The organism is Pseudomonas danubii (assembly GCF_042980055.1).
GTDB classification, from domain to species: Bacteria; Pseudomonadota; Gammaproteobacteria; order Pseudomonadales; family Pseudomonadaceae; genus Aquipseudomonas; species Aquipseudomonas danubii.
This window is the reverse complement of the sequence record NZ_CP116502.1, coordinates 6443941-6464906: the sequence shown is the minus strand read 5'-3', so window position 1 is coordinate 6464906 and position 20966 is coordinate 6443941. Positions and strand designations below refer to the sequence as shown.

Annotated in this window: 17 protein-coding genes; 5 read left to right on the top strand and 12 right to left on the bottom strand. The window is 62.2% G+C overall.

Annotated elements, in window-relative coordinates:
- Positions 1–36 precede the first annotated feature (36 nt).
- From PFZ56_RS29060 to PFZ56_RS29015, 10 genes are all read right to left on the bottom strand, one after another.
- Complete coding sequence (locus PFZ56_RS29060) at positions 37–3060, bottom strand: multidrug efflux RND transporter permease subunit (protein ID WP_170001648.1); 3024 nt, start codon at positions 3058–3060, stop codon at positions 37–39.
- A gap of 13 nt (positions 3061–3073) precedes the next feature.
- Entirely contained in the window at positions 3074–4225 is a 1152-nt protein-coding gene (locus tag PFZ56_RS29055) for an efflux RND transporter periplasmic adaptor subunit (RefSeq protein WP_102880732.1), read from the bottom strand.
- Between the two features lie 124 nt (positions 4226–4349).
- Entirely contained in the window at positions 4350–5447 is a 1098-nt protein-coding gene (locus PFZ56_RS29050) for a DUF1513 domain-containing protein (protein WP_102860995.1), read from the bottom strand.
- Between the two features lie 2 nt (positions 5448–5449).
- Positions 5450–6514, bottom strand: a complete 1065-nt coding sequence (locus PFZ56_RS29045) for an imelysin family protein (RefSeq protein ID WP_102880731.1) — start codon at positions 6512–6514, stop codon at positions 5450–5452.
- Between the two features lie 44 nt (positions 6515–6558).
- Positions 6559–7983, bottom strand: a complete 1425-nt coding sequence (locus PFZ56_RS29040) for a di-heme oxidoredictase family protein (RefSeq protein WP_170001650.1) — start codon at positions 7981–7983, stop codon at positions 6559–6561.
- Between the two features lie 189 nt (positions 7984–8172).
- On the bottom strand, positions 8173–9513 hold the full coding sequence (locus tag PFZ56_RS29035; RefSeq protein ID WP_102880729.1) for an imelysin family protein: 1341 nt from the start codon (positions 9511–9513) through the stop codon (positions 8173–8175).
- 163 nt (positions 9514–9676) lie between these two features.
- On the bottom strand, positions 9677–11728 hold the full coding sequence (locus PFZ56_RS29030; protein WP_110594897.1) for a bifunctional diguanylate cyclase/phosphodiesterase: 2052 nt from the start codon (positions 11726–11728) through the stop codon (positions 9677–9679).
- 303 nt (positions 11729–12031) lie between these two features.
- Complete coding sequence (locus PFZ56_RS29025; RefSeq protein WP_011063080.1) at positions 12032–12628, bottom strand: superoxide dismutase; 597 nt, start codon at positions 12626–12628, stop codon at positions 12032–12034.
- Between the two features lie 176 nt (positions 12629–12804).
- On the bottom strand, positions 12805–13407 hold the full coding sequence (locus PFZ56_RS29020; RefSeq protein ID WP_102880727.1) for a LysE/ArgO family amino acid transporter: 603 nt from the start codon (positions 13405–13407) through the stop codon (positions 12805–12807).
- Positions 13408–13409: 2 nt separating this feature from the next.
- Positions 13410–13814 carry an ACT domain-containing protein gene (locus PFZ56_RS29015; RefSeq protein ID WP_170001652.1) on the bottom strand — a complete coding sequence of 135 codons (405 nt, stop codon included), beginning with the start codon at positions 13812–13814 and terminating at the stop codon, positions 13410–13412.
- A gap of 110 nt (positions 13815–13924) precedes the next feature.
- Between PFZ56_RS29015 and PFZ56_RS29010 the strand changes: the two genes are divergently transcribed.
- The 4 genes from PFZ56_RS29010 (at position 13925) to PFZ56_RS28995 (ending at position 17826) form a co-directional block, all read left to right on the top strand.
- Complete coding sequence (locus tag PFZ56_RS29010) at positions 13925–14824, top strand: LysR family transcriptional regulator ArgP (protein WP_110594895.1); 900 nt, start codon at positions 13925–13927, stop codon at positions 14822–14824.
- 97 nt (positions 14825–14921) lie between these two features.
- Complete coding sequence (locus tag PFZ56_RS29005) at positions 14922–15914, top strand: NAD(P)-dependent oxidoreductase (RefSeq protein ID WP_110594894.1); 993 nt, start codon at positions 14922–14924, stop codon at positions 15912–15914.
- Positions 15915–16020: 106 nt separating this feature from the next.
- On the top strand, positions 16021–16857 hold the full coding sequence (locus tag PFZ56_RS29000; protein ID WP_170001654.1) for an ATPase: 837 nt from the start codon (positions 16021–16023) through the stop codon (positions 16855–16857).
- A gap of 120 nt (positions 16858–16977) precedes the next feature.
- Positions 16978–17826, top strand: coding sequence for a cache domain-containing protein (locus PFZ56_RS28995; protein WP_102860511.1), 849 nt, complete (start codon positions 16978–16980; stop codon positions 17824–17826).
- A 32-nt stretch (positions 17827–17858) separates the two neighbouring features.
- Here the strand turns inward: PFZ56_RS28995 and PFZ56_RS28990 are convergent, their stop codons facing one another.
- Positions 17859–19376, bottom strand: coding sequence for an MDR family MFS transporter (locus PFZ56_RS28990; RefSeq protein WP_170001656.1), 1518 nt, complete (start codon positions 19374–19376; stop codon positions 17859–17861).
- A gap of 403 nt (positions 19377–19779) precedes the next feature.
- Here PFZ56_RS28990 and PFZ56_RS28985 point away from each other — a divergent pair, with 403 nt between their 5' ends.
- Positions 19780–20694, top strand: a complete 915-nt coding sequence (locus PFZ56_RS28985) for a helix-turn-helix domain-containing protein (RefSeq protein ID WP_110651386.1) — start codon at positions 19780–19782, stop codon at positions 20692–20694.
- On the opposite strand, the gene PFZ56_RS28980 is transcribed toward PFZ56_RS28985, so the two are convergent.
- Entirely contained in the window at positions 20687–20863 is a 177-nt protein-coding gene (locus PFZ56_RS28980; protein WP_162884084.1) for a hypothetical protein, read from the bottom strand. The genes PFZ56_RS28985 and PFZ56_RS28980 overlap by 8 nt on opposite strands.
- Positions 20864–20966 lie beyond the last annotated feature (103 nt).

Genomic DNA, 20966 nt, shown 5'->3' with positions numbered 1-20966 from the left:
GGCCTCGCATTGCGAGGCCTTTTGTTTGTCCCCGGCTCAGGCGTCCGGCTTGGCTAGCAGGGTGTAGATGCAGGGCAGGACGAAGAGGGTGAACAGGGTGCCGATGGACATGCCTGTGGCAATCACCGTGCCGATATCGAAGCGGCTGACTGCTCCGGCACCGCTGGCCAGGATCAGTGGCACCATGCCGAACACCATCGCCGCTGTGGTCATCAGCACTGGGCGCAGGCGAATGGACGCGGCTTGCTCCACCGCCTGTCGGGCGCTGAGTCCCTGGTCCCGGCGCAGTTGGTTGGCGAATTCGACAATCAGGATCCCATGCTTGCTGATCAGGCCGATCAGCGTCACCAGGCCGACCTGGGTGTAGATGTTCATGCTCGACCAGCCGAGAAACAGCGGGATCAGGGCGCCGCAGATCGACAGCGGCACGGTCACCAGAATCACCACCGGGTCGCGGAAGCTTTCGAACTGCGCCGCCAGTACCAGGAAAATGATCGCCAGGGCCAGGCCGAAGGTGACCCAGAGCGCGCTGCCTTCCTGGACGTACTGGCGGGCGGCGCTGGCATAGTCGAACGCATAGCCGGCGGGGGCCTCTTGCGTGGCGATCTGGCGCATGGTGTCGATGGCTTCGCCCATGCTGACCACGGGCACACCGGAAATGGTCGCGGCATTGAGTTGCTGGAACTGGTTCAACTGCCGAGGGCGGGCGCGGTCGCTGACTTTGATCAGGGTCGACAGCGGCAAGGCCTCACCCTTGCTGTTCTTCACGTAGTAGTTGTTCAGCCAGTCAGGGTTGTCCCGATAGGCGCGCTCCACTTGGGCGATCACTTTATAGCTGCGTCCGTCGATGGTGAAACGGTTGATTTCCGCCTCGCCGAGCAAGGTCGCCAGCGTACCCCCCAGGTCCTGCATGGTAACGCCCATCTGCGCCGCCTTGGCCCGATCGATGTCGACCACTACCTCGGGCTTGTCGAAGGCCAGGTCAATGTCGACAAAGGCGAATTTCCCCGACTCCATGGCACGTTTCTTTACCCGGTTGGCCACCTCCAACAGGGACTCGTAATCGTTGGGGGTGTTGATCACGAAGGCAAAGGGCAGGCCCTCGCCGGTGCCGGGCAAGGCTGGCAGGTTGAAACCGAAGACTTGCAGGCCGGCAATGCCTGCCAGTTTCTCCTGGACCTGAGGCAGGATTTGCATCTGGGTCTGTTGGCGCTGGTCCCAGGGCTTGAGCAGAAAGCCGCCGATCCCTGACTGCACTCCGTTGAAACCGTTGATCTGGAATGAGGAGTAGTACTCGGGGAACTCCTTGAAGATCGCCAGGAACTCATCGGTGTAGGCATTGAGGTACTCCAGGTTGGCCGGTTGCGGCGCCGTGGCCAGCATGAAAATGATGCCCTGGTCTTCGTCCGGAGCCAGCTCCGCCTTGGTGAACTTGAGCAGCAGGGGAATCAGGCACAGCACGATCAGTGCGAACACCAGTACGACGGGGCGGGTATCAAGGGTGCCGTGGAGCAGGCGCTGGTAGCGCTGCTTCAGGCTGTCGAAAATCCGGTCCAGGCGATGGGACAGGCCGCTGGGGTTTTCCTCGCGGCGCAGCAACAGTGCACACATCATCGGTGACAGGGTCAGGGCGACGACCCCGGAAATCACCACGGCCCCGGCCAGCGTCAGGGCGAACTCCTTGAACAGGGCCCCGGTGAGTCCCTGGAGAAAACCAATGGGGGCGTAAACCGCCGCCAGGGTGATGGTCATCGATACCACCGGCATGGCGATTTCCCGCGCTCCTTCGATGGCCGCGTCCAGGGGGGACTTGCCCTCTTCGATGTGCCGATGGATGTTCTCCACCACCACGATGGCGTCGTCCACCACCAGGCCAATGGCCAGGACCATGGCCAGCAAGGTCAGCAGGTTGATCGAGTAGCCCATCAACTGCATGAAGAACATCACGCCGATCATCGACAGTGGAATGGTCACTACCGGGATCACCACCGAACGCAAGGCGCCAAGAAACAGGAACACCACCACAATCACGATCAATACTGCCTCGAACAGGGTCTTGAGCACCTCGTCGATGGAGGCTTGGATAAACAGCGTGGCGTCGTAGGCAATGTCTAATTTGAGGGTCGGGGGTAGTTGCGCTTCCAGTTCCGGGAGCAGCTTGCGCACCTCCTTGATCACGTCCAGAGGGTTGGCTCCGGGGGTGGCCTTGATGCCGATGTAGACCGAGGGGACGCCGCCGAAGGAACTGATTGCGTTGTAGTTTTCCGCACCCATTTCCACCCGCGCCACATCCTTGAGCAGGACCCGGCTGTCGCCATCGGTTTTCAACGGGATAGCGGCGAACGCCTCGGCGGATTTCAGTTCGGTGTTGGCATTGATACTGGTGACGACGTACTCGCCCTTGACCTCGCCGGCGGCGGACAGAAAGTTGTATTGGCGCACGGCATTGCTCACGTCGCTGGCCGCCAGGCCATAGGCCGCCAGCTTCACCGGGTCCAGCCACAGGCGCATGGCGAACACCTGATTACCGAGGATCTCCGCCTCGGCCATGCCCGGCAGGGTCGCCAGCTTGGGCTGGATCACGCGCGACAGGTAGTCGGTGATCTGTGGGTTGTTCAGTTGCGGGCTGGAGAAGCTGATGTACATCAGCACCGAGGCGTCGGCTGCTTCTTTGCTCAGCACCGGGTCTTCGGCTTGCTGGGGCAGCTTGTTCTTGACCTCGTTGGCCTTGGCCAGCAGTTCGGTGAACAGGCGGTCGCTGTTGGAGCCGATCCGGGCGTAGATCGAGATCACCGAGAAGTTCTGCCGGCTCACCGAGGTCATGTAGTCGATGCCTTCGGCGCTAGCCAGGCTCTGCTGCATGGGCTGGGTGATATAGCCCTGGATGGTTTCGGCATTGGCCCCGGGGTAGGCGGTGGTCACCGTGATCAGGGCGTTCTCCATCTGCGGGTACTGGCGCAAGGGCAGCTTGCTCCAGGCCTGGAACCCCAACAGCACAATCAGCAGGCTGACCACGGTCGCGAGCACCGGGCGGCGAATGAACGGATCGGTAAAGGCCATGGGGATTCCTTGATCAGTCGGCGCGGGGCTGGCTGTTCGGCTGTTCCGGTTGCAGCTTGTCCGGAGTGATGCTGATGTCGGCGCCGTTATCCAGTTTGATCTGACCGGCACTGACCACCTGTTCGCCCTTTTTCACGCCCTTGTTGATCATCACCAGGCCGCCGCGATGCTCGCCCGTGTCGACGAAGCGCCGCTCGGCGACCAGCAGCGGCTGGCCCTTGGGGTCTTTCTCCAGGCTGCCGTCGGCGGCTTTCTTTTGCGTTACCACATACACCGAGTTGCCGTAGAGGGAGTAGGTGAGGGTGCTTTCCGGCACCACGACCTTGAGCTGCGGATCGGGGAGCAATACTTGCAGGTCGGCGAACATGCCTGGCAGCAAGCGGCCTCCGGGGTTGGCCAGGGTGGCGCGTACCAGCACGTTGCGGGTGCTGTTCTCGACCTTGGGGTTGATGGCGCTGATGCTGCCGGGGAACGACTCTCCGGGGAACGCCGCAACGCTGAGTTCCACGGTCTGGCCCAGGCGGATCTTGGGCACCGATTGTTCCGGGATGTAGAAGTCCACGTACAGGCTGCTCAGGTCCTGCAGGGTGGCGATCACTGTGCCGCTGGCCAGGAAGTCGCCGATATCCACCTGGCGGATGCCGATCGTGCCAGCAAAGGGGGCGAGAATGCGTTTCTTGGCCAGGGCGGCCTTGAGCTGGTTGACCGTGGCCTTGTTTTTTTGCAGCTGTGCCGAGAGTCGGTCGTACTCGCCCTTGGAAATCGCCTGGCTGCCCACCAGTTGGCTGCCGCGTCCGAAATCCAGCTGGGCCAGGCCGAGGTCGGCCTGGGCGGTTTCCAGCAGGGCGCTTTCCACCGCGCTGTCCAGGGTCAGCAACGGCTGGCCGGCCTTGACCTGCTGCCCGGATTCGAACTGCAGGTCCTTGACCGTACCGGCGACTTCCAGGCTGAGGTTGACCCCTTGCAGGGCCTTGAGGCTGCCGACACTGGGCAGCCGGCTTTGCCAGGGGCGCTCGTCGGCGGTAATCACCGCCACGCTGATGGGCGGCTTGGGGGCCGAGTAGACCTGGACCATCTTGTAGATCGAAAACGCCTTGTAGCCGGCCAGCAACAGCACGACCAACAGGACCACACCTAGCATGATCAGCATGCGGCGACGCAGCATATTCCGCTTCCTTGGAAAGCCCGGTAAACAAGCCCGGTAGACATTACTCCGAGTCGCGTGTGGGTTCCAGATGAGCGTCCTGTCGTTCAGCGAAGCTCCCGGCGCCAAGGCCGGGGAGGTTTTTTCAGATCAGATGCAGATGGTTGTCCCAGAGCCCTGCGGGCAGATCCAGCGGCTTTGCCACAATCTGTGTCTGACGACAGTCGTAGAAGCGGCAACGGCCTTGTCCCGACGTCACCACGAAGCCGTCGGCCACGGCGCCGACGCCGGCACAGTCTGGCAGGGGCGCATCGACCCGCACTGCGCCGCTGTCCAGGTCCCAGATGAAGAAGCGGTTGCCCCGGGGGGCGGTCAGGGCCACCAGGCGCAGGTCGCTGTGCACCGCGACGCTGGCGGTGTAGTGCCCCATGGCTTGCAGCTGCTGTTCGGGCACCGGGAAGGCCGCGAAGGGCTGGCCCGGACGCTTGATTGCCAGGAGTTCCGAGGGCTCGTGGGCGGCGCCCATGAACTGCTGGCCGGTGACGATGGTGCCGTCGCTGGCGATGCCCATGTGGCGCACGCTGTTCATCTGCTGGGCCAGGGTTTCCTTGCTCAACAGGGTGCCGTCGCGCTGCATCAGCACCAGGCTGGGCTCCATGGCATCGAGGTTCATCTCCACCCGGCTCTCGGCTTCAGTGCGGATGCCGCCATTGGCTACCACCAGGGTTTCACCGTCGGGCATCCACGACACCTGGTGCGGGCCGATACCGTGGGTGGACAGCTCAGCGCTGTGCACCAGGCGCTCGCCTTCGAAGCGATACACCCCGAGCAGGCCGCGGCCGGGGTCCCGGGTGTCGTTCTCGGTGGCGTACAACCACTGGCCATCCTTGTGGATCACCGCGTGACCGTAGAAGTGCCGGTCAGGTTGCGAGGTCACGGTCTGCAGCAGCGCGCCGTTGCGCAGGTCGATCAGGTAACTCTCGGTGCCCGGGCGCCGGGCCACGAACAGGGCGATCGGCAACTGCGGGTGATTGATGATGTCATGGCAACGCTGGCCGACCTGGGTGGCAAACACCTGTTTACCGTCCAGCTGATAACCGACGGCGTAATGCTTGCCGTCACCATCGTCCCTGGCCGAAAGCAGCAAGGGCTGTTTGCCCTTTTGCTTGAACAGCGTCCAGCCGCCCAAGGTCACCGCACTGAGCAGCAGGCTGCCCAGAACCAAAGCCTGACGTCGCAGCATCATCAGTCACCGTCGTTGGCGTTGAAGCCCAGTTGGATACCCAGCGCCTTGGCCAGTTCGCCTTCGTGCAGGCGGTGGACCACGTTGAGGCTGTCGTACAGATCATTGAGCTGCTGGCGCCCGGCGTCGTCACCGAGCATTTCGGTCAGCGAGCGCTGGGTGCTGGCGAAGAGTTTCAGCGAGGCGGCGTATGCAGCGTCGATCTTGTCGGCCAGGGGCTTCTGATCGGCTGGCAACAGGCCGCGCAGGCCCTTGTTGTCGACTCCGGCCCAGACCGTCTGAGCAGCGCTGAGGCTGGCCTCAAGGCCTTGCAGGGACGACTGGCTGCGCCAGGCGTCGGCCTGGAACGGCTGGGGAATGCCCTTTGTCTGGCGGCCCATCGGCGTGCCGAGTTTCTTCTTCAGGGTATCCAGGGCAGTGACCTGGACCCGCAGCAAATCAGCGATGGCTTCATGGGAGTCGGCGTAGCGCTGGTTGGGGAACTTGCTCATCTGCGCGAGCATGCCGTCGTTGGTATTCCAGCCCGCCAGGATTTCTTCCGCCAGTTGTTTCTGACGTTCACCGATGGCGGTCAACAGTGGGCAGTAGCGAGCTTTCTGTGCGCTGTCGGCCATGTCGATCTTGCTGTCGAACAGGATGTACTCGTAGGCCGATAGGCCTTGCACCACCACACTGGACTTGGCCAGGGCCGCGGCATCGATCTGCGTATTGGCGCTGACCAGTTGTTCGACCTGGCGGCCTACCAGGTTTTTCTTGTCCGGCCAGAACTGCACTTGCCAGGCGCGGTTGCCCTCGGCCAGCGGGCCGATCAGCAGCGGTTGTAGCTCGGCCCAGGCCTTTTGTGCGTGGAGGAAGTCGGCACGGGCGGTGTCCAGGCTTTCCTTGCCTTCGCAGAAGGCCAGGGCGCTGATGGCCAGCTGGCGGTCAGCGTCGACCCAACGGCTGTAGGTCGGCAGGATCACCTGCTTGGCGATAGCGGCCGAGGTCACGGCTTGTGGGTCCTGGGGCGAGCAGGCGCCCAGGGCGAGTGCGGCAAGGCTGGTGAACAGCAGTTTGGGGCGGAACATGTTCGGGCTCCCTTTATTGTGGAGAAAGCAGATAAGACGAATGTTTATAGCGAATTCAAAAAGGCCAGCAGCGCGGCACGCTGCTCGGCATTGAAGGCGAGAACCTGTTGCTTCGCGCCCTCGGCTTCGCCGCCATGCCACAGCACCGCCTCCATCAGGTTGCGGGCGCGGCCGTCATGCAGGAACTGGGTGTGGCCACTGACGGTTTCCGTCAGGCCGATGCCCCACAGGGGCGCAGTGCGCCAGTCGCGGCCACTGGCCTTGAACTCAGTGCGGTGGTCCGCCAGGCCCTCCCCCATGTCGTGCAGCAGCAGGTCGCTGTAGGGGCGTATCACCTGATTGGCCAGTTCGGGCTCGGCGGCGTTGGCCGCGGTGGTGAAACTTGGGGTGTGGCAAGACTGGCAGCGGGCCTGGAAGAACAGGTTCTTGCCGGCCAGGACCTGGGGCGAATCGACATCGCGGCGCGCCGGTACCGCCAGGTTGCGAGTGTAGAACAGCACCAGGCGCAGGATGTTGTCGCTGACTTCTGGCTCACCGTCCGGACCATTGCCGTTGGGGGCCTGCTTGCAGGCGGTTTGCGCGTCGGTGCAGTCATCGAAGGGCCTCAGGCGGGTGGTCAGGCCCATATCACCAGAGAACGCGTGAACATTTTGTTGATTGAGGTTGGGTTGGCCGGCTTTCCAGCCAAAACGCCCGAGTACGGTCTTTTGCTGGGCGTCATCCCAGACCCAGTTGGGTCGTCCGGCAATGGCCTTATTGCCGGCAGCGGGCCGAGCGTTGGCCAGGATTGCCGCTTCGGGAATGGCCTCCAGCAACCCCAGGCCGATCATCGGCGGCGCCACTCGGGCGGAGAACTGCGTCTCGGGGTGCATTGGGCCGTAGCCCAGGTCCGTGATCTGCAGCCTGGGTTTGCGCAACTCCACCTGGGTGCCGTCCTTGAACCGTACGGGCAGCGGATCGTATTCGACCCGTACTCGGCCTTCGGGGGCGACTCCGGGAATCGCCATGTCTTGCAACTGGCCGCCATACACCGGTTCCGGCACTACGCCGACCTGCTCAATGACCTTGGCGTAGGCCGGTGTATCCGGAATCGACAGGCGCACCAGCATCGACACCGCGTTCAGCGCATCCGGCGCGGGCGGATGGCCGCGGCCGTCCTTGACGTGGCAGTTCTGGCAGGCATTGGTGTTGAACAGCGGGCCGAGGCCGTCACGGGCGGTGGTGGTGGAAGGGGCGATCACCCAGGGGTTGCGGAAAAAACTGTTGCCGACGCTGAAGTCCAGGCGTCGGGTCGGTGGCAGGTTGGCCGATGGCAGGGAGAAGGCATTGCGATCGGCCTTGTTGACCGTGGTCGCGCCGCCGGCCCGGGCTTCCCCTGGTTCGGCCTGGGTAAAGCGCGGAGCGTCATCGCAGGCACTCAGGCTCAAGGCCATGAGTAGAGCGGACCAGCGAAGCAGCGACGGGGGCATCGGACATCCTGCAAGACGAGCAAAACAAGGGCGCAAAGTCTAACAGGGCCGCCTGGATTGAATAAGAGGAATTATCGTTTGGTTTGACCCAGGACAAGCTTGCCGGGAAGCGTCCAGGCGCCTGAAACGGAGCGCCACGGGCACAAAAAAGGCGACCCGCAGGTCGCCTTTTGGCTGAAGCCGCGCTGATCAGAACTCGTGATCGGCGTTATCCGGGTTCAGGTCGCTGATGCCCAGCTTGCCCGCAGCCTGTTCGATCGAACCGGTCTGCTTGACCAGGGCGGCGATGGCGTCGCGCACGATCTGGTTGCCGGACTCGTTGCCCGCCGCGATCAGTTGGTCGTAGTGCTCACCCTTGTTGGCGTGGTCGACCATGACCTGGATCTTGGCTTCGGTGGCGGCCAGGTCGGCTTTCAGGGCGGCGTCGGCTGCCGGGTCGGCCTTGGCCACCAGGGACGACAGACTGGCGCCGGTCATCTTGCTGCCGTCGACACGGGTGTACTCGCCCAGATAGACGTTGCGGATGCCCTTGGCATCGTAGAAGTGCGAGTTGTGGGTGTTGTCGCTGAAGCAATCCTGCTCATCTTCAGGGGAGTTGGCTTCCAGGGATACCTTCATCCGCTCGCCCGCCAGTTCGCCCAGCGACAGGCTGCCCATGCCGAACAGCATCTTGCGCAGGCCGGTCTCGGCCGGTTCGGCTTCCAGGGTGGCGCGGTAGTTGTCGGCCACATCCGGCTTCCAGTTGCCGACCATTTCTTCCAGGTCGTTGACCAGCAGTTGGGTCACGGCCTTCAGGTAGGCGCGACGACGCTCGTTGTGGCCGCCGGTGGCACCGGCACCTTCCAGGTAGTCGGAAGCAGGGCGGGCGCCGGCGCCAGGGCCGGTGCCGTTCAGGTCCTGGCCCCAGAGCAGGAATTCGATGGCGTGGTAGCCGGTGGCGACGTTGGCCTCGGCACCACCCAGCTCGTTCAGGCTGGCGAGGGTTTCCGGGGTGATGTCCTTCACGTCGACCTTGTCTTCGCCGACCTGGATCTGGGTGTTGGCGATGATGTTGGCGGTGGCGCCCGGGTTGCCCAGTGCGTGCTCGTAACTCTTGTCGACGTAGTCGATCAGGCCTTCGTCCAGTGGCCAGGCGTTCACCTGACCTTCCCAGTCATCGATGATGGTGTTGCCGAAGCGGAACACTTCGCTCTGCAGGTAAGGCACACGAGCGGCAACCCAGGCAGCCTTGGCGGCTTTCAGGGTGTCGTCGTTGGGCTTGGCGAGGAAGGCATCGATGGCGGTTTGCAGGGTTTTCGCGGTGGATTCGGAGTCGCTGTAAACGGCGAATACCATGTCGGCGTAATGCGCGACTACAGCCTTGGCTGCGGCTTCGTCGACCTTGCCGGCAGCGTCAGTGGCTGGGGTGGCAGTGCTGGCGGCCGGGGTCGGCGCTTGAGCGGCAGCCTTGTCGTCTTTGCCTTCGCCGCAGCCGGCGAGGGAAATAGCGATGGCCAACAGACTGGCGGTAGCCAGAGGCATACGAATCATGGCGAACATCCTGCTTCGAGAGGGGGAGTGGACGGCGCTGGGGGCGCGCAAAACTGCAACATAATGCGAAAGATTTGCATTATGTGTAAAGAGTCGCGCTTGTAAATATTTCTTATTCAGAAGGGGACTGCGCCAGGTCAAGCCGGCCAGTGCTCTGTTTAGGTCAGAGGATCACCGCGTTGCTGCGCTGCGCCTGTTTCAGGTAGGCGCTCAACTCCCGCGCCGGCAGGGGTTTGCTGTAGTGATAGCCCTGACCTTCATGGCAGCCTTCGGAGATGATGTAAGCCTCCTGTTCGGCCGTTTCCACGCCCTCGGCGATCACCTGCATGCCCAGGCTTTTACCCAGCTGGATAATGGCGCGCACGATGGTCGCATCGTCGTCGTCATCCAGCAGATCCTGGACGAAGCTCTTGTCGATCTTGATCTTGTCCAGGGGCAGGCTTTTCAGGTAACTCAGGGACGAATAACCGGTGCCGAAATCGTCGATGGCGATCAGCGCTCCGGAGCGTCGCAGGCTCAGCAGGTGCTGGGCGGCGGTGCTGATGTCTTCCATCAGGCCGGTTTCGGTGACTTCCAGTTCCAGGCTGCGCGGTGGCAGGCGGTAGATCTGCAGCAGGTTGTTGACCACCCGTGGCAGTTCGGCGTGGTGCAGTTGCACCGTGGACAGGTTGACCGCCATACGCAGGTCGCTGAAGCCCATGTCGTGCCATTCGCGCAGTTGGCGGCAGGCCTGATCCAGGACCCATTCGCCGATGGCGATGATGGTGCCGTTCTGCTCCGCCAGGGGAATGAACAGGTCCGGCGGCACCAGGCCGTGTTCCGGGTGTTGCCAGCGAATCAGCGCCTCGACCCCCACCACCCGGTGGTCGCGATAGCTGATCTGTGGCTGATAGACGAGGAAGAACTGCTCCCGGGTCAGGCCTTCACGCAGGTCCTTTTCCAACTCCCGGCGCCGGCGCATTTCGCTGTCGACGCTGGCGATATAGAACTGATAGCGATTGCGTGACCGGCTCTTGGCCAGGGTCATGGTCTGTTCGGCTTTTTGCAGGAGTTTTTCCGTGCTGTCGCCGTCTTCCGGGAACAGGGTGATGCCGATGGTGGCGCGCAGGCGGATTTCCTGATGATCGAGGGCGAAGGTGGCCTCCAGGTCGTCGAGGATGCTTTGTGCCAGTTCTGCGGCTTCATAGGGTTGTTCGATATCGGCCTGGACCAGGGCGAACTGATCGCCACCCAGGCGAGCCAGGGCGCCGAGGCGGCCACTGTGGCCGCGCAGGCGATCGGCCAGGGCCAGCAGCAGTTGGTCGCCGGTCTGGTAGCTGAACTGTTCGTTGATGCCCTTGAAGTCATCCAGGCCGACACACAGTACTGCCACCCGGCGTTGCAGGCGTCCGGCGTCCACCAGGATCTTGTCCAGTTGCTGCTGCAGTTGCTGACGGTTCGGCAGGCCGGTCAGGAAGTCGTACTGGGCCATGCGCAGCAGGCTGTTTTCCGCTTCGTGGCGCAAGTGGGTGTTGCGCTCGATGGAGGCCAGCAACTGGTTGGCGGTGATGATCCAGATTCCCAGTTCGTTTTTTTCGTGCCCCTTGAGCAGTGGCAACTGGTGTTCGCTGGGGCGGTCGGGATTGATGGTAGTCAGGTGCTCGATGATTCGCGACAGCGGTTTGGTCAGCAACCAGTGATAGACCAGGTACAGCACTAGGCCCATGGCCAGGGCGCGCAGGACGCCGGAGATGAAGATGATCACCGAGCTGATGATGAAGCCCTGGCCGTAGGTAGCGGTGTCGAGGGTGATGCTCAGGTCGCCGTAATACTCGCTGTAGGGGCCGCGGCCCACCAACTGGGTGGTGAAGGTGCGTTCCTGGCCAAGAATCAGATCAGTGAGCCAGCGACTGGAAGAATGCTGCAGCTCGCGGGATTTTTCCGCGAGCATGGTTTCATTGGGGTGGCCAATGGAGGCCATGCGTACCGCATCATCCTGGAACAGGCCTTCAATGACTTGCATGCCCATTTCCCGGTCCAGGCTGTAGACCGCCTGTGTCGATGGGTCGCGAAACATGTCGAGAATGCGCTGGGCGTCGTTAGCGACCGCCTGCCGAGTCTTGTAGGCATCGAAGACGATCTGGGCACAGCTCAGGACTACGCCCACTATGAGTGCCGACAGCAGCACAACCCGGAGCAACTTCACCGACAAGCTGTTTTTGAGTTCCAGCTTCAAAGGGCTATTCCTTGTTCCGTGCGCGTAGCGTCAAGTTGCCATGAGTATTGGCAATCCCGTGTTGGCCGTCAAAGTGACATTAAGGCCGAGAACAGGACGTCTGCGGGCCAGGCCCGGGTGATCAGATTCAGGATTGCTCTTGCTGTGGATAGTGTGTCGGTAGCGACGCCTTGCAACTTGAGGGGCGGCGTTGATTTTTACATCAGATGAATCTTAGCGTCTCGGCTGGGCGGGACAAGATGCCGGCTTTGTCAGAGGCAAAAAAAACCCGGCCAGGCCGGGTTTTTTGCACTGCAAACGGACTTAAGCGACGAAGTTCTTGCCTTCGAACTGCTCAGCCACGAATTTCCAGTTGACCAGGTTCCAGAACGCTTCGACGTATTTAGGACGAACGTTGCGGTAGTCGATGTAGTAGGCGTGTTCCCAGACGTCGCAGGTCAGCAGCGGAGTGTCGCCGCTGGTCAGCGGGTTGCCGGCGCCGATGGTGCTGGCCAGGGCCAGGGAACCGTCAGCCTTCTTCACCAGCCAGCCCCAGCCGGAACCGAAGGTGCCAACGGAAGTCTTGGTGAATTCTTCTTTGAACTTGTCGAACGAACCGAAGGCTGCGTTGATGGCCTCGGCCAGAGCGCCAGTAGGTTGGCCGCCGGCGTTTGGCGCCAGGCAGTTCCAGTAGAAAGTGTGGTTCCAGACCTGGGCTGCGTTGTTGAAGATGCCGCCCGAAGAGGTTTTGACGATCTCTTCCAGAGTCTTGCCTTCGAACTCGGTGCCTGGCACCAGGTTGTTCAGGTTCACGACATAGGTGTTGTGGTGCTTGTCGTGGTGGTATTCCAGGGTTTCCTTGGAAATGTGCGGCTGCAGGGCGTCGTGTGCATAGGGCAGCGGCGGCAATTCGAAAGCCATGATGATTCTCCTAATCAGGTCAGTTGCGGTGAGCGCAAGGCCGATCACGGGCGGCCAGACAAGCGCCGGGGAGTTTGTACTCTTTGCGGCGCAGGGTTCGGATCATAGCACCGGGGGTGCGGCTTAACCACGCAACAACTGTGTGGGATAGAGGTTCCAGAGCCTTTTGGAATAAGTCACGCAGCGCTGATCAGCTGGAACGCCACGCTGAACATCATCACCGCCACCAGCAGGTCGAGAATCCTCCAGGTACTGGGGCGAGCCAGCCACGGAGCCAGCCAGGCGGCGCCCAGGGCCAGGGTGAAGAACCACAGCAACGAGGCGCTGGCGGCCCCCACCACGTAAGCGCCGGGCTCGGTTTGTTGCGCCCCCAGTGAACCGATCAGCAACACCGTATCCAGGTAGACGTGGGGGTTGAGCAGGGTGACCGCCAGGGCACTGAGCATGACAGCCCGCAGCGAACGCACGGTCTGGCCTTCGCCCTGTTGCAGGCTTTGTTTCGAGCAGGCCCGGCGCAGGGCCTGGGCGCCGTACCAGATCAGGAACGCCGCGCCGCCCCAGCGCGCCACGGCCAGCAGCATCGGGCTCTGGGTCAGGACGGTGGCCAGGCCGAACACCCCGGCGGCCACCAACAGGGCATCGCAGGTCACGCACAGTGCCGCCACCGGCAAGTGGTGTTCACGGCGCAGGCTCTGAGCCAGGACGAAGGCGTTTTGCGTGCCGATGGCCATGATCAGGCCGGCGGCCACCAAGAGACCGTTTACATAGCTTTGCCACATGATTACTGCTCCTCGCCGGCGGCCAGTTTTTGCAGAACCTGCATGGCTCGCTGGGCATCCGCCTGACCGACAAACAAGTGATCGTGGTAGTAGCCGGCGATCACGTTGCAACTGATTCCGGCCTGGCCCAGGGCGCCAGCGAAGGCCGCTGTCAGGCCCACGGCTTCAAGGGCCGAATGCACGTTGAGGGTGATCCAGGCCGCCACGTAATCGAAGGCCAGGCCCAGGCGCTCGGCCTGTTGGCGCGGGAGGATAACCGTCAGTCCCTCGCGTTCGCGAAAGCTGCCCAGCACTTCGCAGTCCTGCAGCAGGCTGGGGTCAGTGAGGGAACAGAACACGTACTCGCCGTCGTTGAGCTGTGGGCTCATGCTGCGTAGCAGGGTAGCGAGGGAGGTTTCACCAGCCATGAACAAAATCCTTGAGCGAAGAAGCATTACAGAGGCTTTACGCTGGCTATTTTCTCGCCTCAGGCGGTATAAGAAAAACCAATAGTGCTGATCACTCATTAGGAAAACTGATGTTCGACTACAAGTTGCTCTCTGCCCTGGCTGCGGTGATCGAACAGGCAGGATTCGAACGGGCGGCCCAGGTGCTGGGATTGTCGCAGTCGGCAATTTCCCAGCGCATCAAGCTACTGGAGGCCCGGGTCGGGCAGCCGGTGCTGGTGCGGGTGACGCCACCTTCGCCCACGGAAATCGGTCGCCGCCTGCTCAACCATGTGCAGCAGGTACGCCTTCTGGAGCGGGACCTGCAAAGCCTGGTGCCGGCCCTGGACGAAGAAGGCTTGCCGGAGCGCCTGCGCATTGCCCTCAACGCCGACAGCCTGGCCACCTGGTGGGCCGAAGCGGTGGCTGACTTTTGCGCCGAACATCACTTGCTCCTGGACCTGGTGGTGGAGGACCAGACGGTGGGCCTCAAGCGCATGCGTGCCGGCGAAGTAGCGGCGTGTGTCTGCGCCAGCGAGCGTCCGGTGGCCGGGGCCCGCAGCCTGCTGCTGGGCGCCATGCGTTACCGCGCCCTGGCCAGCCCGGCGTTCATCGCCCGGCATTTTCCCCAGGGCGTGCGCGCCGAGCAGTTGGCTCGGACCCCGGCGTTGGTGTTCGGCCCTGACGATTTCCTGCAGCATCGCTATTTGGCGTCCCTGGGGGTCGATGGCGGCTTCGAACATCATTTATGCCCGTCTTCCGAGGGCTTCATCCGTCTTGCCGAAGCCGGCCTGGGTTGGGGACTGGTGCCCGAACTGCAGGTTCGCGAGCAACTGCAGCGAGGCTTGCTGGTGGAGCTTTTACCGGATAAACCCATCGATGTGCCGCTGTACTGGCATCATTGGCGCAACGGCGGACAATTGCTGGGCTTGTTGACCGAGCACCTGGCACGTTTATCTGCACAATGGCTGGTGCCTTGGGAGCAGCCGTAAGCGTCAAGCGACAAGCTGCGAGTGCACAGCTTGCGCTTCGACTTTCAATGTGCGGCTTGTAGTTCGTAGCTCGTCACTGCTTTGTTTAGGAATATTCATGAAAATTCTGGTTACCGGCGCAAGCGGCTTCATCGGCGGGCGCTTTGCTCGTTTTGCCCTTGAGCAGGGCCTGGAGGTCCGGGTCAACGGCCGTCGCGCCGAAGCGGTGGATCATCTGGTGCGCCGTGGCGCCGAGTTCGTCCAGGGCGATTTGAACGATGCCGGCCTGGTGCGCGAACTCTGTCGCGATGTCGAGACCGTGGTGCACTGCGCCGGCGCGGTGGGCTTGTGGGGGCGTTATCAGGATTTCCATCAGGGCAACGTGCTGGTCACTGAGAATGTGGTCGAAGCCTGCCTCAAGCAACGGGTCCAGCGCCTGGTGCACCTGTCCTCGCCGTCGATCTATTTCGATGGCCGTGATCACCTGGGGCTGACCGAAGAGCAAGTGCCCAAGCGTTTCAAGCACCCCTACGCAGCCACCAAGTACCTGGCCGAGCAGAAGGTTTTCGGTGCCCAGGAGTTCGGGCTGGAGGTCATTGCGTTGCGGCCGCGATTTGTCACCGGTGCCGGCGACATGAGCATCTTCCCGCGGTTGTTGAAGATGCAGCGCAAAGGTCGCCTGGCCATTGTCGGCAACGGCCTGAACAAAGTCGACTTCACCAGTGTGCACAACCTCAACGAGGCCCTGTTCAGCAGCCTGCACGCCAGTGGTTCGGCCCTGGGCAAGGTCTACAACATCAGCAACGGTGCGCCGGTGCCGCTGTGGGACGTGGTCAACTATGTGATGCGCCAGATGCAGGTGCCGCAAGTCACCCGCTATCGCTCTTTTGGCCTGGCCTATAGCGTGGCGGCGCTCAACGAGGGGTTCTGCAAGCTCTGGCCCGGCCGTCCTGAACCGACCTTGTCGCGCCTGGGGATGCAGGTCATGAACAAGAACTTCACCCTGGATATCAGCCGGGCCCGGCATTACCTCGGCTATGAGCCCAAGGTCAGCTTGTGGGCCGCTCTGGATGAGTTCTGCAGTTGGTGGAAGGCTCAGGACATAAGCTGAAATCAAAGACTGAACCCGGTTTGCCCGGGCCGGTCCATTGGCCGGGTGAATTAGCGGTTTATACTCGCCGCATTCAGCCATCACCGCGGTTCACAAAGGTTGCCCCATGCGTAACGATGCACACGATGACTTCGATGACGTTCCAAGTCTGCGCGCCGATCCCCTCGATGACGATGTCTTTCCTACCACCAGCGCTGTCCGTGAGCGCACCACCGTGCATTCGCGCAGCGCTCCGGTGGCCAAGGCCAAGGGGCCCAGTACCGGGCCATTGTGGGCATTGGTGGGGGCGTTGTTCTTTGCCTTCATCGGTCTTGCCTGGTGGAGCTTCCAGCAGATTTCGCTGATGGAGCAGCAACTGGTGGCGACCCAGGAAAGCTTCGCCAGGATCAGTGAAGAGGCCGCCGGCCGTCTGCAGGACATCTCCGGCAAGGTAGTGGCCAGTCAGACCAATGTCACCACTGACAGCGAAGCCTTGAAGCTGCAGATTAAACAGTTGGAAAGCCGGCTGCAGGATCAGAGCCGACAACAGCAGGGCGTGGCCGGGCAGGCGACTGACCTGGACAAGCGCCTGGCGCAGATGACAGCCCAGACTGCCGAGCAGCAGGCGGCCAACGCCCAGTTGCAGACCCAGGTGAAAGTCCTGAGCACTGAACTGGCGAGCCTCAAAGGTGCCCAGGCGGACGCCGGCAAGCTCGATACCCAGCTCAAGAGTCTGAGTGCCGACCTTGCCGCATTGAAGAAACAGGGCAACCCGAGCGCTGCTATCGAGCGACTGGAGCAGGAGCTGGTGGTACTCAAGAGTGAGCAGGACAATCGTCCCGCTGCCCAGAACGGAGCCAGCACCGCCGAGTTCGATGCGTTCCGTGGCCAAGTCACCCGCAACATCAATACCCTGCAAAGCCAGATCCAGAACCTGCAGCAGCAGATCAATACCCGTCCTTGAAGGGGCGGCCCCACCCGCGCATGGCGTGGGTGGGCTGTTCGGCCAAAGTGCGCTGAATGTTCACCCATATTGCGCAGCCGTCTACGCTCTTCAAACGCCATCAGGAACGAGGAGCGAGCGATGAGGCTGTTGCAGAAAAATACCTGGCTGGGATGGTTGTTATTGCTGTGCATGGGGTCGTTGCATGCGGCGGTACCGGCGGCCGATGACGGTGTGGCGGCCCGGGCGCTGCTGGAAAAAGCCCTGCGCTATTACCACGACCAGGGTGACAAGGCGTTTGCGGCCTTCAGCCGCCAGGGGGAGTTTGTCGACCGCGATCGTTATGTGTTCGTGGTGGACACCCGGGGCGTGATGCTGGCCAGTGGCGGTCCTTCGTCGGCACTGATTGGCCGAGATGTTTCCGAAGTCCTGGGACCGGATCTGCGCAAGGCGTTCAAGGACGCCCTGAAGATTCCCGAGGCCAATGGCATCCAGCAAGCCGAATACCGCTGGCAGAACTGGGCCGACGGCAAGATCGAACGCAAGCATGTGTACTTCCAGCGTATCGGCGAACGCATCCTGGCGGTGGGGTATTACCTGCCTCGGGCCTCGGCCGAGCAGGCCAAGGCGCTGCTGGATCGAGCGGCCACGGCCTTGGGCGGCGATCAGCCGGGTACGCTCAAAGCCATCAATGACTTGCGTGGCGGGTTTCTCGAAGACGATCTGTATGTGTTCGTGGTGGACCTCGACAGCCACCGCTATCTGGCCCATGGCACCAACCTGCGCCTGCTCAATACCGATTTTGGCAAGATCAAGGACCCAGAGGGCAAGCCGGTGGGGGAGCCGATCCTGGCGCTGATGGCAGGCCAGGATCAGGGGGAATACGAGTACCGCTGGAAGAACCCGGTGACGGGCAAGGTCGAGGACAAGCATGCCTACTTGCGCAAGGTCGGGAAGCTGCTGGTTGCCGTGGGTTACTACAGCCCCTGAGTCCTGAACGCTGGCCCCTGCCAGCATCAGGATCAATGCGCCTTGTCTTCACGGCCCCGTAGCAGGCGATTGGGCATGGCAATCGCCGCCGCCAGCCCCAGTAGGGAGACTGCGGCACTGACCAGCAGCAGATGTCGGAAGGTCAGCAGCAACTCGTTGCGCAATGCGTCGCGGGCGGGTCCAGGCGCGGCGTCCAGGCCTTGCAGCAAGGCATTGCCGGAGTGCCCCTCGTTCATCAGCCCTGTGCCACTCAGATGCGCCAGGCTGGAATCCTGCAACAAGGCCAACAGCAAGGCCGACATCAGCGCCACTCCCACCGCGCCGCCCAGGGCGCGAAACAGGTTGGTGGTGCTGGTGGCGACACCGATATCCCGTTGCTCCACCGAGTTCTGGGTGCCCACCAGGGAGGTAGGGAACTGCATGCCGCCGGCGATCCCGCAGAGCAACATGAACAGGCTGCTCAGCAGGACCTCCTGGGGCGGCACCAGGGCCATGCCGAGAATCGACACCGGCATCAATAGCGCGCCGCCCAGGATCATCGGCTTGTAGCGTCCGGTCACCGAGGTCAGGCGTCCTGCGCAATAGGCGCCCATGGGCAGGCCCATGGCCAAGGGCAGCAAGTGCAGGGCGGCACTGTCGGCCCCGGCCCCGGTGATGCTTTGGAAACGCAAGGGCATCAGCACGATCAGCGAGATGGCCTGGAAACTGGTGAAGAAAATCGTGCACCAGCACAGCAGCGCATTGCGGTTGGCAAACAGGTGCATCGGCAGCAGGGGTTCCCTAGCCCGGCGCTCATGCCAGACGAACAGAGCCAGGACGATGCAGCCGATGGCCAGCAGGTCGAGCACTTCGGCGCTGCGCCAGGAGTGGCCCTGGCCCACTTGGGTGATGCCCAGCAGCAGGGCGCTCAGGCCGATGATCAGTAGCAGAGTGCCGAGGTAGTCGATGATCGGTTTGCGCTGGGGCACCGGCAGCCCTACCAGGGTGCGGTGGGCCACCCACCAGGCACCCAGTCCCAGGGGCAGGTTGATCAGGAACACCCAGCGCCACGACAGAAACTCGGTCATGTAGCCGCCCAGCACCGGGCCGGCGACACTGGCCACCGCGTACATGCTGCTGAAGTAGCCCTGATAGCGGCCGCGCTCCCTGGGCGGGACTATGTCGCCGATGATGGCCTGGCTCACCGAGATCATGCCGCCGGCGCCGATGCCCTGAAAGATTCGCGCCAGCACCAGTTGTTCCATGTTCTGGGCCAGGCCGCAGAACAGCGAGGCCAGGGTGAACAATCCCATGCCGAACAGCATCAGCCGACGCCGGCCATACAGATCACCGAGCTTGCCGTAGATCGGCACTGCCACGGTCATCGCCACCATGTAGCCGGAGATGACCCAGGCCAGCAGGCTGACATCCTTGAACTGAGCGGAAATGGCCGGCATGGAGACCGCGACGATGGTCTGGTCCAGGGCGCCGAGAAAGATCGCCAGCATCAGGGCGATCAGCACGCTGCGGATGGCCGGTTTGGGCGGGCCAGGTTGTTGGAGGTGAGTCACGAAAAAACCTGCGGGCAGTGATTGATCCGTAGCGGCAAGGCTGGCGGGAATGGGCGTCAGTGTACTCGATAGGGTGCTATCGGATAGCGCTACAAGGAAGAGCACGGCGTTTTTTCATGAAGGTTTCCAAGGGGGGAGGTTGTGCCAAAGCGCCTTGGATTCACCGCTCTCGAAAAGCTTTGTGGCACTTGGTGTTGATGTGTAATGGGACGCATTCTGTATAGTGTGCGCTCGGTGCCGGCTTCCTGAATCCTGGCTGTACGAATGTTTATTTGTGTTGCCGGTGCTTGCGTTTTTCCTGGCTGAACCCGTCAATGGGCCGATGAAACCTGGCGGTTACCTGAGCTTTTTTTCAGCGGTGCAATTCTCCCCCCCCCGTTACTCTGAGGCCTGGACTGTAGTGATGAACAAGCCTGCCCTTGCTGCCATTCCCGTGTTCAAACTCTATGGCGAGAGCCTGGAGTGGCCCACCCCGGATCTGCTCCATTGCGAGTCCATCAGTCAACGCAGCCGTGAGCACCAGTGGGAAATAAAACCCCATCGGCATGCCGATCTCGGCCAATTGCTGTTCGTCTTCCGAGGGCAGGCCGAACTGGAGGTCGAAGGCCAGCGGACCTTGTTGGATGAACCGATGATCCAGGTGTTGCCGCCGTTATCGGTCCATGGCTTTCGATTTTCCGAGGATGTCGAAGGTTATGTCGTGACTCTGGCGGCGCCGCTGTTGAGCCATTTGCAAGCTCAGTTGGGGCGTTCGGAAAATACCCTGGCTACGTCTTGCAGCTACCCGGCCCGGGAGGATGCGCAGTACCTGAACGGTTTGTTCAGTGCCTTGCAGAATGAGTATCAAGGGCAGCAGCCGGCTCGGGAAATGATCATGCACGCCCTGGTGAGCATGATTGTGGTCTGGATTGGTCGCCAGGCACTGCAGCGCAGCAGTTCCAGTCAGCGTCCTCAGCGGGCCCGGGAGTATTTCAACGGTTTTATCCAGTTGGTGGAGGCCCATTACCGCGAGCATGTGAAGGTCGAGGACCTGGCTCACAAGCTAGGCATCTCCGTATCGCACCTCAACGGCACCTGCCGCGAGCTGGCCGGGCAACCGGCGCTGCAGATCATGCACGAGCGTCAACTGCTGGAGGCCAAGCGCCTGCTGACCTACACCGGGATGACCATTTACGAGATTTCCGATGACCTGGGCTTTTCCGATCCCACCAATTTCACCCGGCTGTTCCGACGCCGCGAGGGGATTTCGCCCAAGGTGTTCCGCGACCGGCTCAAGGCCGATCAGGCGGGGGAGCCTGGGGCGTTGCCGCTCACCTGAGGGCGTTCAAGGTGGCGTTGTGGGGAATGCAGCGTTCCAGGTTGCAACTGGCGTAGTTGCGCTGTTGCATGCGGGCCTGCTCGACGCGATAAGCGGCGGTACCGTATAGCGCCAGGGTCATGGTGCAGGTCATGAAGATGGCCAGGTACCTTCTTGTCTTGACGTTCATGGCAACGACCTCTGAACCAATACCCCGTGTTTTCAGGGGCACTGATATCAGCATAGGTCAGTTGCGGGGGCTTGCCAGGCTGCTGCCCAGCCTGTTTGGCGAG